Raw genomic sequence first — 12,154 nt, forward strand, 5'->3', positions numbered from 1 at the left:
TTATTTTTTAAAAAACAGAATCTGTCTAAGGCACTCATATGAGTATCTCAAAGCCCTTCCTGTAATAAAGGACTTTGAGATTTTGATATCCATCTATTTCACCAGCTTTTGAGCCCTCTTCAGATTATCCGTTGCCTGCAGAATTTTATTTTTCAAAATTGGATTATAGTCGGGATGTTGTGACAGGAACTGATTCACCACTTCAAGAGCTTTTGGATCCTGATAACTGCTGAATGTGGAGCGCAGCCAGTTATCTGGGAAGAAGATATCACCTGTTTGTTGTATTTCCTGCAACAGCTCCAAAGTCTTCGGAAGATACTGCACAGAGGTCTGTTGTCTCAGCGGATGGTGCAAGTAGCCCAGCGCAGCTCCTACCGCAGATTCATTGGCCCTGTTCTGCCTTTGTATAAGACCGTTGAAAAAATCGTCACGTGTCTTCTGATCTGATGAAGCCGCCTGCATAATGATTTTAAAACGGTTGATACGATCCGGATTCTTGATTCTGGTCAGTTGTTCCTGCAATAAACCACTATTGTCCGGATTTCGTAAAGATAAGGAAAGAGCAAGGCTTGTAAAATCCTCATCATTGAGCGACACCTCTTTTGGCGGAGTCTGGGATTTCCAGATGGTATGCAGGTTATCATACGCCTGCCGGGTTCTAAATACCCCCTGATAGCTGTCAAATAGAATTTTCTTGTTATTTTTTGCCGTTTGAGTCTGGATTGCTTTCCAAATAACGTTTTCCAGACCTGCCGACTCTTGCAGCCGTATATTTTCAGGTAAGAAATTCCAATATATTGCAGAAATATATCCGGTAATCAGTCGCAGGTTCAGCTCGGTAGTTTCTTTTGATATTTGTTCTGCAAGGAAACGGAATGTATCCTGTGGAGTCGTTCCCGAACCGTTAAGCATATTTTCATACAGCGAAATATAGGCACTGGCACGGGCTATCGGATCTTTTATCGAAGAGAACTCAGGCATCATGGCTTTATCTGTCTTAAACACGCCGTATCCTGTTCCTGATGAGTTTTGCAGGACAAAAAGCGGTTTTGTCTTGCCTTTCAGTTCTGCTATTTCCTGATGTTCTCCAGATAATTTTACCTTTACTTTTTCTACTTTATCTCCATAGAATAAACTGATCTCAAACTCTTGCGGCCAGATCTTTTGTTCTTTTCCATATTCAGGATGTTGAGAGACCGTAAAACGTTTAATGGTGTTGCCATTGTATTGTACATTATAATCAATAATGGGTCTGCCCGGGTCATTCACCCATACTTTATTCCAGCTCTGGAGATCTTCCGGGGTATGTTTATCCAGAATGGCAATCAGATCCGGCCATGTGGCATTGCTGTAGGCATATTTTTTAAGATATTCGCTCACTCCTTTTTTGAAATTTTCTTCGCCTGTCAACAGTTCCAGCTGACGCATCATAATAGGAGCTTTATTGTAAATAATAGGGCCGTACATCATACCTGCATTTTTCAGGTTATCCAGGACCTGCCGGATCGGATTGGCTCCTAATGTACGGTCTACCCCATAAGCGGCAGGAAAATGAGTCGTTAAAAATTTCAGACCATATACCGTCTGATCAGAAGAAGCTCCGGTACTTTTATCCGCCATAAAATTGGCAAAGACTTCTTTCATCCATACATCATTGAACCAATCCATCGTTACCATGTCCCCGAACCAGAGGTGGGCAACTTCGTGGGCAATAAGATTGGAACGGTTATTCAACTGATTTTGGGTCGCATTCTGATCTAAAAACAGGGTGGAATTCTGAAATAAGATGGCTCCGGGGTGCTCCATTCCTCCGAACTGAAAATCCGGGATGACCACCATTCCGTGCTTTTGGAAGGGATGTGTGATTCCTGTCCATTTTTCATAATAATCAAGAGAATTTCGATACAGGGTAAAAATAGAATCCATGCTGTTTTTGATCTTCACGGAATCGGTTTCGCGGTATAACATTCTGGAATCCTGCTGGCTGATTTTTTCTGTAAAATTTTTAAAATCGCCGGCAGCAAAAGAAAACAGATAGGTGGGAAGCAGGTCCGACTGGGCAAACTCCAGGGTTTTCTGTCCTTTCTGAATCGTTGTTTCTTTAAGTTTGCCATTGGCAATGGCACTCCATTTTTCAGGAATCGTTAACGTTAAAGAATACTTCGCTTTCAGGTTAGGCTGATCGAAACATGGAAACATGGTTCTCGCGCGATCCGGCACAAATAAAGCATACAGGTATCCGTCACGTCTGTTCAGGGCGCCGTTTCCGGCAAGAAAATTAAAATGAATCTGGTTGGCTCCGGATTTCAGATATTTTGCATCAATGATGATATGTTCGTTTTCAACTACAGGTTTTATGGATTGACCGTTCACCGAAACAGCAATCAGAGAAGAAGGATCTTCTTTAAAATCAATCTGCAGCGGAGCATTATTTTGTTTCTTAAAATCGAAAGAGAGAACCTCTGTTCCAGAGATTCTTTCTGATTTATTTTCAGGAATTTTCAGCTGAAGATTATATGTAATTTCACTGAGTGTATTTTTTCTGAATTGAGCAAGCTCATAAGAAACTCCGGCTTCTGTTTGAGGTAAAGATTTCATTTGGGCATGATATCCACTATTGAAAGCGACTAAAAATACTGCGAGTATACCTGTTTTTTTCATAATTCAAATATAAGGATTGGAATTGTGATGCAAAACAAAACCCTTGCAATAGCGAGGGTTTGTTTTTATGACGGGTACCGGTATCACTGAAAGTGATTGATCTTCCTGTTTTTGTACACTCATTTACTTGGTTCTGAATTTCACATGGACCTTCTCTTCTTTCAGAGGATATCCGTCTTTCGAGCTGAATTTCTTATTGGTCAGTATAAATTCATATTCTTTGTCAGCTTTAAGATCAGCTCCTAAAACAAGGGTTTTATCGTTATTTTCCAACCCGATTATCTTAGTGATCGGAAAGTTTTCTTTTCCTTTATCAGAAAAACTGATCGAGTACTGGTTGGGAATGATTTCTTTTGAGAAGGTTATTTTAATTTCTTTGGTGTCCGCATCTACCTGTAGAGAACCATTCGCAGGTTCTGTTTTTACAATATCTACACTATTTTTACGGTATGCGGCGATCAGTTTATTCTTGTCAATTTTCTCTTTGAAAAATTTCGATTTTTCAAGAAAGTTTTCAACGGCATGATCATCACTGTAGTTCAGTTCAATAATATCTTTTACCGCCTTTTTTTTATCAATAGCATGGTGATAATACGATTTGCAGATTTCATATCCTATATAATATCCCAAATCTGCGCGCTCCCCTTTTTCTTTTCCATTGTAAAGCCAGTTGGCAAAACTGTTTCCAAACATTTCTTTTTTGAATAAAGCTTTAGTCTCCTCTGCATGAGCCGTTCCATATGCCATATATTTGGTCTGAAGAGGTTTCTGCATAACGGTTTCAGCAATGAAATCACAGGACCCTTCTTTTATTGAGTGATTCAAAAGCCTGTTGCTGCTCCCGTTTTGCTGGGTATGGATATATTCATGAATGTTCAAAAAGACAATATTATCGAGTGACTGGTGGGCAAAAAATCCATCGAGCCAGCTTCCCCGGAATTCCGAAACATCAGTATCTGGAGTGCCTGTTGCAATTTCGGTTCCTACCAACACCTTGTTGCCACTTACCGTCCCACCGGAATTGAGTGCGCCAATAGTAAAATACATTTCGGCTTCTTTGAGATCGGGATAAAGTTCTTTGAGCTTGTTCACTGAGCTGTTCATTTCGGCAGCTTTATCCTTTACACTCAAGGTATTCGGCCTGATTGAATTCCAAAACTTCGGATAGCTGTCGATCGTCTTCACAAAAACAGTATCAGTATATGCTCTTGCCTCCATAAATGCTTTGAGTCCTTTTGTTCCTTTGCCGATGTAAAGCTTATTTATCAGACTTATTTTTTCAGAAAAATCATCTGTTTTATTAATATGGTCATAGGCATTCCAAAAATTGTCTATATCAGAGGTGAAAACAGCAGTGGAATTCTGAGCGTACATTCCCGCAAAAGCAAGGGAAAAGATAACAGTAATGATTCGTTTCATGGAAATTATTAAAGGCGACAAGTATACGCACAATTCTATGATTTTACAACACCTATTGTTAAAGGGCAGGTCTTTAATTTTTCGTATAAACAAAGGAAAAAATCATTTTTATATAATAATAGGCATCAGGGCCGGAGTTCCTGATTTTATTTATTTATATTAATTCCAAATAAATCATATCCTACTTTATCAATTTTCATAAATATTTAATAATTTTGTCTGATAATTTAAACGAATGGGAATATTCCTTAAACCAATTGATATTGTAGATGACATTTCACAAGAAGATTTCCGTGAAAAATATCTAAAGCCATGTAAGCCAGTGGTAATCAAGAATATGGCAAAGAAGTGGCCGGCATATCAAAAATGGACAATGGAGTACATGAAAGAGGTGGTGGGCGATGTAGTGGTTCCTTTATATGACAGTGCAAAGGCTGATCCTGCAGCCCCCATCAATACCCCAACCACACAAATGCCTTTTGGAGACTATGTCGATATGATCCAGCGGGAGCCAACTGATCTGAGAATCTTCTTTTTCGATCCGATTAAATTTGCCCCGAAACTACTGGATGATTATATTCCGCCCAAGAATCTGATGGGTGGATTTCTGGATAAGTATCCAAGCATGTTTTTTGGAGGTAAGGGTTCTGTGACATTCCTGCATTATGATATTGACATGCCTCACATCTTCCATACTCACTTCAACGGAAGAAAGCATGTTCTCCTTTTTGAATACAAATGGAAAACCCGTCTGTATAAGCTTCCTTATGCAACGTATGCCCTGGAAGATTACGATATCTCTAATCCTGATTTTGAAAAATTTCCTGCACTGGATGGTATTGAAGGTATTGAATGCTATCTGGAACATGGCGATACTCTGTTCATGCCTACCGGCTGGTGGCACTGGATGAAATACCTGGATGGTTCATTTTCTATTTCTCTTCGGGCATGGGATAAAAGCTGGGCGGTAAAGGCACATTCTCTATGGAATCTGACTGTACAGCGTAACTTTGATAACTTCATGAAAGCCCGGTACAAAAAAAGGTATATGGACTGGAAAGAAAGAAAAGCTGTTGAAAAAGCCAATATTGCTTTAAAAAGAGGACTTCCGAAGAAATAACGTCCATCATATTCACCGTGACGTAACACCTTATACTATTCACCGGCTATATAAATTTACTCATATCAATAAATTTTCTTACCATAGCCGGTGAATATTTTCAAAAAACGCATACTGGGTTCTTGATGGAGTCACCCGTTAAAATTCGAGATTAAGTCCTAAGATCTCAAAAACTTCCTCTTTTTTCACACAAATAGTGTAACTCTGCTCAGACGCTGGATTTTTTAACGGGTTCAAAACAAATTTTATTAACGCTCCTTATTCCCAGGTCAACCAACGGTTTACTCACTGCCGCTTTCTTACGATCGACCGCCAAAAATCTTAAGCAAAATATGCTAAAAAATCTGTGAAAATCTGTGAAATCCGTGGGAAACTTCATTTTTATCGCTTATATTTTGCCTTGAAGTAAAAGTATACAAAAGTTCAAGACTGGAATCATCCGCTAAAAATTGATCTTGACTCCTAAAATTTCCAAACTCGCATGGATTCATATTTAGTTCTTCGATTCAATATTCCAGCCATGCTCAAACACTGGAAATTTTTTAACGGATTCAAGACCAATTTTGCCTCTGACTTTTTATTTTTTTATTTGAATCGGCGAACCTTAAAAGGTTTATTACGCTCCTTATTCCTAGGTCAACCAAAAGTGTACTTACGGCCGCTTCCTTACGATCGACCGCCAAAAGTATTAAGCAAAATATGCTCAAGAATCTGTGAAATCTGTGAAATCCGTGGGAAACTTCATTTTTATCGCTTATATTTTGCCTTGAAGTAAAAGTATACAAAAGTTCAAGACTGGAATCATCCGATCGTATACAATTGGCAATTTTTTCCTTTTTATATTTTATTTACATTTGTGCAAATCTTTACCTTATGCCCCGACCCCGCGAACGGATACTAGACACAGCAATGATCCTCTTTCACCAACAGGGTTACAACAATACCGGCATCAACCAGATCATTGAAGATGCTGCTGTTTCAAAAGCAAGTTTTTATCAGCACTTCAGGTCTAAGGACGATCTATGTATTGAATTTCTGGATAAACGATATGCATACTGGGTTTCAGAACTGCAAAACTTTATATCTGATGCTGAAACCGTTGAAGAAAAGTTTTTGAAATCCTTTGATTTTCTGATCCACATGAATAAAAAAGAAAATTTCAGGGGCTGCAGCTTTCTGAACATTTTATCTGAAATACCGGTTGAGAAGACAGACCTTCATCATGTCATCCGGCAGCACAAAAAAACGTTGCGGGATGCCTTTAATACAGATATTAAGGATGATCTGATCTCAGACCACATCTACCTTCTTTTTGAAAGCTGCATCCTTACGAGCCAGCTCTACAGATCTAATGAACTTATTGAAAAATCTAAAACCATTGTCAAAGATATTCTCCACGATTCACTAAGGAAAAACGAATAGACTCACATTTTTTGCTGGGCAAAAAAGGCTGCTATTAATTTTGAGCTTTCGCCGGCAGTTCTCAGATTGATGATTTCTCCTTTTTCATCAGTTGTAAAATGTCCTTTAAAGGCTTCGGGCATTCTTTCATATTGTTTATCTGCCTGCTCCATCAATTCTTTAAGTGAGGCATAATGATACTGCTGAACCAGAAAAGGCAGAGCATTTTTTCCTCTGAGCAATTCATATTCCTGATAATTGTAGGGAGTAGTCTCTTCCCTCTTGGCCAATACTGCTTTAAGCTTACTTACTAATTTTTCTATTTCTTTCTCTTCAGCAAACTGAGCAAGCCCGCGCAAAGCATATATTTTCATATCCAGGAACCTTTCCTTTTTATAGGCGGCTTCAAAAAAAGCCTTTAGTTCAGGCGCTTTATGGTCATACAGGAGTTTCAGTATTTTATTGCGGTAGTCAATCTGTTTCGTTGCGCCGTAGAGTTTCATTAACGTCTGAATATGCTCCGGACCGATAGTATTCTGATCCAGTTCAAAGAGCGCGTTCCTGAAATCAATATGGCGTTCATTTACTTTTTCATCGGTTAAGATCTGCGGAAATAAGCTCATACAGGGTAGAAATTGGAATCTTTATTGTTTACTTATGCAAATTGGGAAAAATATTTAAATCGACCTATTGTAATACTATATAATTTAGATAATGATTGAAGTCCAGCCGTATTAACGTTTAAACGCGAGAGATCTTATTATTAAGTCTTTAATTATTCTACTTGGAAAACTGTTTTATTATCTTTGTCATTATCATTGCCATGCATATACCAGATCTTACTGCCTTGTTAAAAACTCACCTTCATGTACTCCCTGAAGTTCAGTATCCTGCAAAAAAAATTCTCCTTAGCGAAGGGGAAATTTCTACCACCCTGTTTTTTGTAAAAAATGGTGCCTTGAGAGAGTTTTTTATTCACGATGGTAGGGAACTGACCTTGGAGTTCATTACGGAAAATCAGGCCGTAGCTTCTTTTGACAGCTTTCTGAATGAAAGCAAAAGTGAATTTGTCATTGAAACACTGGAGCCTGTTACAGTGTACGAACTAAAAATAGGCACATTCCGGAAACTGCTGGAAGATCCAGACTTTCAACAACAGTTTAATATCCTTTTTTACAGACGTTTCGGGGAGCTCAGTAAGCGGCTGGTTTCCTTTATTAAAGATTCTCCCCAAAAACGGTATGAAAATCTCCTGAACAGCCGGCCAGAGCTTCTTCTGCGTTTCCCACAGCATTATATTGCCTCTTATCTGGGTATTACCAGTGTTTCCCTGAGTAGAATCCGGAACCGAAGGTGATTTCTTTACAATTGTTATCGTTTAACGATTGTTACCGGCTATAACTTTGCATCAAATTACATACAATATGATCCATTTTATCCGTCAGGTATTCACTCATGTTTTAGAAAATCCTGTATTTGACGAGTCACTGATTGAACAATACTTTTCAAGAGATTACGTCCAAACCGTCGACCACCAGCAATTGCATTATGAAGAATTTGTTCTGCACATCAAAAAGCTGAAAGAAAAAGTTGCAGAACAGCATATCGACATCGTAAGCTATGCAGAAAACGGAGATTCGATTTTTACCCGGCATATTGCCAAATCATTCCTAAAGGACGGAAGCTATGCTCTGCACCAGGTGATGGCAGAATTTACCATCCGGGACCAAAAAATTGTACGATGCAATGAACTCACTCTTTTATTGGAAGGAAATCACGCTGAAAAAAATCTGGGATCTGAGATATAGAAATAAGAATCTTGTCATCAGCTGATATTAGGATCAATTGGTTTGAAAAAGATGATGATGCATCTACTTCACCCATGTCAATTGATCCTAATGGTTTATATATCATGTTCCATATGTTTTCGCAGAAATTCAGCAGTGGATGATTTTTTATCGGTAAGCAACTGTTCAGGAGTTCCTTCAAACATAATTCTGCCTCCGTATTTTCCTGCCTCCGGACCGATATCTATAATCCAGTCTGCCTGGGCAATAATATCAAGGTTATGTTCAATGACAATCAGGGTATTGTCCTGGCTGACGAGGGTATTAAAAAAAGAAAGCAGCTTTTGGGTATCCTTCGGGTGCAGTCCCGTACTGGGTTCATCCAGAACAATAATCTGGCTGGTATTTTTAAGCTCTTTGGTCAGCTTCAGGCGTTGTCTTTCTCCACCTGAAAAGCTGTCCAGCCTTTGGCCCAGCGTAAGATAATCCAGTCCCAGTCTGATCATCGTATCTAAGCTTTTGAGAATAAGCTCATCAGTAAAAAAATGTACCGCTTCTGAAACGGTCATATTCATAATTTCCACAATAGTTTTTTGATGATAGAGGTAGTCTAAGACTTTAGGATCAAAACCGGAGCCGCCGCATACTTCACAGGGCTGCTCGATGTCGTCCATGAAGGCAAGATCTATTTTTTCGACACCTAATCCTCTGCAGTTTTTGCAGCCGCCCTCGCTGTTCCTGCTGAACAGCTTGTCTGAGACCCCGTTCGCCTGGGCAAAAAGCTTTCTTATGTAATCAGATATATTTAAATAGGTCAGCAGGTTGGAGCGGATACCCGCTGCAAAAAGAGACTGATCTATAACTGTCAGGTCATCATAAAAATCTGGCAGCACACGGTTGATCAAAGTACTTTTCCCCGAGCCGGCCACTCCTGTCACTACAGTCATCACGCCTTTCGGGATTTCCACACTGATATTTTTAAGATTATAAAGACTGGCATCTTTTATTGTCAGATATCCCTTTGCTTTCCTGCTCTTTTTCTTAATAGATGGTTTTTCTGCAAAATAAGCCCCTGTTTTTCCGGCCGAATTTCTAAGTCCTTCAAATGTTCCTTCATAAACTACTTCCCCGCCATTTTTCCCTGACCCCGGGCCCATATCGATGATCCAGTCTGCCATTTTGATGATATCGGGGTCGTGTTCCACAATTAAAACAGAGTTTCCTTTATCTTTAATCTGCTGAATAATGGATACGATCTTCTGTAAATCTTTAGGATGAAGACCGATACTGGGCTCATCGAAGATATACAGCAGATCAACAAGGCTGTTGCCCAGGTTTCTGACCATTTTTATACGCTGGGATTCACCTCCGGAAAGCGTGTCCGTCCTTCGGTCCAATGTCAGATACTGAAGACCGATCGTAACGATATTCCTGAGTTTCGTGAGAAGTTCTTTGATGACGGTTTCATAGGTTTTTGATTCCAGACCTGCAATGAATTCTGTAAGCTCTTCGATAGAAAGGGCCGTACAGTCGGCAATGTTCTTTCCTTCAATGCGGCATGATAATACTTTCGGATTCAACCTTTTTCCTTCACATGAGGGACAGGTTTTGGTAACCACCACATTCTTCAGCGCGTCTTTCCTTGTTATATTTTCTTTAGAATCTTTGGTAAGAAATGCCTTTTCAATTCGTGGGATAATTCCTTCATATTTTACGGTTTTTCCCCAGTCTTTATCAGGATGTCTGGGTTTATGTTCTTCGGCATGCAGCAGCATCTCCCACTCTTTGGCAGTATAATCCTTTATTTTTTTGTCGTTATCAAAATATCCTGACATGGTATACCTTGTGAGGCGCCATCCTCCCGGCTGGAAAGTCGGAAATCTTACGGCGCCTTCATTCAGAGACTTTGCCTGATCGATCAGATTATCTATATTCAGGGTCTGGATGAATCCCAGTCCCTCACATTCCGGGCACATTCCCTGAGGATTGTTAAACGAAAATACATTGGAATATCCTACAAAAGGTCTTCCCATTCTTGAAAAAAGCAGTCTCAATGCGGCATAAACGTCGGTAGCAGTTCCTACCGTAGATCTTGCATTTCCGCCCAATCTCTTCTGGTTGATAATGATGGGAACATTCAGGTTTTTAATTTTATCCACATCAGGAATACCATAATGCTGCAGACGGTTTCGTACAAAACTGTTCTGGGTTTCATTGATCTGCCTCTGGGCCTCCGCTCCAATGGTTTCAAAAACCAGAGAAGATTTGCCGGAACCGGATACCCCCGTAAAAACCACAATCCTGTTTTTTGGAATTTTTATGGAAATATTTCTGAGATTATTTTGCCTGGCATTGGTAATTTCTATATTTTCCATTTTAAAATGATTAACTTTATTAATTATTAACTAAGTTAAGTAAATATTTTATGAAACCTATTGAAAAAGAGTTTTTTAACACGTTTACAGAATTTCAATGCCTGATTCTGGCTCATATGAACAGAGGTGATATCAACGGGGTAACGGCAGCCCATTACAATATCATTGAGTTTATTGCCCGGAAAAATAAAGTGACCGGAACCGAAATATCATCAGCCTTTAAGATCAGCCATGCAGCGATTTCGAAACAGTTAAAATTTTTACTCGCCCACGATTTTCTTACCCAGCATCAGGATGAAAAAGACCGCAGAAAATTTAATCTGTCGGTGACTGCAAAAGGAAGGTTCCTGGTAGAAAATTCTGAAACGTTCAGGGAACATATGACCCGCCAGACCTCCGCAATATTGAGTGCTGCTGAACTGAAGCAGCTTAATGATTTGCTGAGCAAGGTTCTGACGCATATACAATTTTAACTATTCCAGCCTTGTCTCCCATTCCAATCTTTATGACAAAAAAGAAACAAAAAAACCAGGTAAGTTGGATGTATTAGAAGTTAAGGTTTCCTTTAAACATCCATACAAAATAATCCCCGGGGTTTCTTACTTATAGGTTCCAAATAAGCGATCCCAGATAGAAGTGTAAAATCCGAAATTCTTTGTTTCGTCCAGGTGGTGCTGATTATGAAACCGGGTCGTTCCGATTAATAACCGGTCAAAGGAAGCCGGAAAAAACTCTCTGTTCAGATGTCCTATGGTTCCCCAGATCAGGTTAAGCAAAAGATATATTGAAATAGAAATCACAGAGAAGTTATAGCCCATCAGCAAAATAAGCATCATCATTCCAAAGCCCAGGGTTTCGAAAGGATGCAGAACAAAAAGACTTAAAAAATTGGTACTTACATGCTCATGATGCTTTCCATGCAGAAGTTTATATACAAAAGGCGAATGGGCGGCGTAATGAAAAAAATACATCAGCAGATCCATCAGTAAGAGGAATGCTGCAACTTCAACTATGATCCATCTTACTTCCTGATTTTCGCCAAGCATAATCCATCCGTTTTTCCATAGGAAAACGCCGGCCAGCATGACCAAGCTGTTGCAGACTACGGTAAAAAGACTGAGATAAAAATCTGACCAGGTAACAGGATGATTCTTATCCTGAAGCTTTATTTTGCGGCAGGTTGTTTCAATAAAAATATAGAGCCCTATCGAAAACAGATACAAAGCAATGTTGATCACGAGACTCAGCGCAATCCACTGTGGCCACGAAAACTGCCAAAACATGAGCAATAGATCGGAAACTGTCGTCTCATTCATAAATGCATGATCTTTCAACTTGATGTCATAAATGTATGAAAATTGTTGTAAAATCCCATAAAACAAAACTTTGTA

Annotated in this window: 10 protein-coding genes; 5 read left to right on the forward strand and 5 right to left on the reverse strand. The window is 39.3% G+C overall.

Going from position 1 to position 12,154, the window contains the following annotated elements; genetic code table 11:
• Positions 1–93: 93 nt before the first annotated feature.
• Positions 94–2,661 (reverse strand): M1 family aminopeptidase, encoded by a 2,568-nt coding sequence (locus DRF67_RS10300; protein WP_115928223.1) that lies wholly within the window; start codon positions 2,659–2,661, stop codon positions 94–96.
• Positions 2,662–2,784: 123 nt separating this feature from the next.
• A complete protein-coding gene (locus DRF67_RS10305) occupies positions 2,785–4,080 on the reverse strand; it encodes an Ig-like domain-containing protein (protein WP_115928224.1) in 1,296 nt (431 codons plus the stop codon).
• 235 nt (positions 4,081–4,315) lie between these two features.
• On the opposite strand from DRF67_RS10305, the gene DRF67_RS10310 reads away from it, so the two are divergent.
• The gene (locus DRF67_RS10310; RefSeq protein WP_115928225.1) at positions 4,316–5,200 is read left to right on the forward strand and encodes a cupin-like domain-containing protein; all 885 of its coding nucleotides are present in this window, start codon (positions 4,316–4,318) and stop codon (positions 5,198–5,200) included.
• An 873-nt stretch (positions 5,201–6,073) separates the two neighbouring features.
• Positions 6,074–6,622 (forward strand): TetR/AcrR family transcriptional regulator, encoded by a 549-nt coding sequence (locus tag DRF67_RS10315; protein ID WP_115928226.1) that lies wholly within the window; start codon positions 6,074–6,076, stop codon positions 6,620–6,622.
• Positions 6,623–6,624: 2 nt separating this feature from the next.
• Here DRF67_RS10315 and DRF67_RS10320 read toward each other — a convergent pair whose 3' ends face one another.
• Positions 6,625–7,224: a hypothetical protein gene (locus DRF67_RS10320; protein WP_115928227.1), complete on the reverse strand. Its 600-nt coding sequence runs from the start codon at positions 7,222–7,224 to the stop codon at positions 6,625–6,627.
• A 161-nt stretch (positions 7,225–7,385) separates the two neighbouring features.
• On the opposite strand from DRF67_RS10320, the gene DRF67_RS10325 reads away from it, so the two are divergent.
• Together DRF67_RS10325 and DRF67_RS10330 are read left to right on the forward strand one after the other, a co-directional pair.
• Positions 7,386–7,958, forward strand: a complete 573-nt coding sequence (locus tag DRF67_RS10325) for a Crp/Fnr family transcriptional regulator (RefSeq protein ID WP_123912722.1) — start codon at positions 7,386–7,388, stop codon at positions 7,956–7,958.
• A 67-nt stretch (positions 7,959–8,025) separates the two neighbouring features.
• Complete coding sequence (locus tag DRF67_RS10330; protein ID WP_115928229.1) at positions 8,026–8,409, forward strand: nuclear transport factor 2-like protein; 384 nt, start codon at positions 8,026–8,028, stop codon at positions 8,407–8,409.
• A gap of 95 nt (positions 8,410–8,504) precedes the next feature.
• On the opposite strand, the gene DRF67_RS10335 is transcribed toward DRF67_RS10330, so the two are convergent.
• Complete coding sequence (locus DRF67_RS10335; RefSeq protein WP_115928230.1) at positions 8,505–10,763, reverse strand: excinuclease ABC subunit UvrA; 2,259 nt, start codon at positions 10,761–10,763, stop codon at positions 8,505–8,507.
• A 50-nt stretch (positions 10,764–10,813) separates the two neighbouring features.
• Here DRF67_RS10335 and DRF67_RS10340 point away from each other — a divergent pair, with 50 nt between their 5' ends.
• Positions 10,814–11,236, forward strand: a complete 423-nt coding sequence (locus tag DRF67_RS10340) for a MarR family winged helix-turn-helix transcriptional regulator (RefSeq protein ID WP_115928231.1) — start codon at positions 10,814–10,816, stop codon at positions 11,234–11,236.
• 126 nt (positions 11,237–11,362) lie between these two features.
• Here DRF67_RS10340 and DRF67_RS10345 read toward each other — a convergent pair whose 3' ends face one another.
• Positions 11,363–12,079, reverse strand: a complete 717-nt coding sequence (locus tag DRF67_RS10345; protein WP_115928379.1) for a sterol desaturase family protein — start codon at positions 12,077–12,079, stop codon at positions 11,363–11,365.
• Between the last annotated feature and the right edge of the window lie 75 nt (positions 12,080–12,154).

This window comes from Chryseobacterium pennipullorum, from assembly GCF_003384725.1.
Taxonomy (GTDB): domain Bacteria; phylum Bacteroidota; class Bacteroidia; order Flavobacteriales; family Weeksellaceae; genus Chryseobacterium; species Chryseobacterium pennipullorum.

Excerpts from the sequence above, each read along its gene's own strand:
- DRF67_RS10300 (WP_115928223.1), bottom strand. The coding sequence starts at position 2,661 with ATGAAAAAAACAGGTATACTCGCAGTATTTTTAGTCGCTTTCAATAGT.
- DRF67_RS10305 (WP_115928224.1), bottom strand. The coding sequence starts at position 4,080 with ATGAAACGAATCATTACTGTTATCTTTTCCCTTGCTTTTGCGGGAATG.
- DRF67_RS10310 (WP_115928225.1), top strand. The coding sequence starts at position 4,316 with ATGGGAATATTCCTTAAACCAATTGATATTGTAGATGACATTTCACAA.
- DRF67_RS10315 (WP_115928226.1), top strand. The coding sequence starts at position 6,074 with ATGCCCCGACCCCGCGAACGGATACTAGACACAGCAATGATCCTCTTT.
- DRF67_RS10320 (WP_115928227.1), bottom strand. The coding sequence starts at position 7,224 with ATGAGCTTATTTCCGCAGATCTTAACCGATGAAAAAGTAAATGAACGC.
- DRF67_RS10330 (WP_115928229.1), top strand. The coding sequence starts at position 8,026 with ATGATCCATTTTATCCGTCAGGTATTCACTCATGTTTTAGAAAATCCT.
- DRF67_RS10335 (WP_115928230.1), bottom strand. The coding sequence starts at position 10,763 with ATGGAAAATATAGAAATTACCAATGCCAGGCAAAATAATCTCAGAAAT.
- DRF67_RS10340 (WP_115928231.1), top strand. The coding sequence starts at position 10,814 with ATGAAACCTATTGAAAAAGAGTTTTTTAACACGTTTACAGAATTTCAA.
- DRF67_RS10345 (WP_115928379.1), bottom strand. The coding sequence starts at position 12,079 with ATGAATGAGACGACAGTTTCCGATCTATTGCTCATGTTTTGGCAGTTT.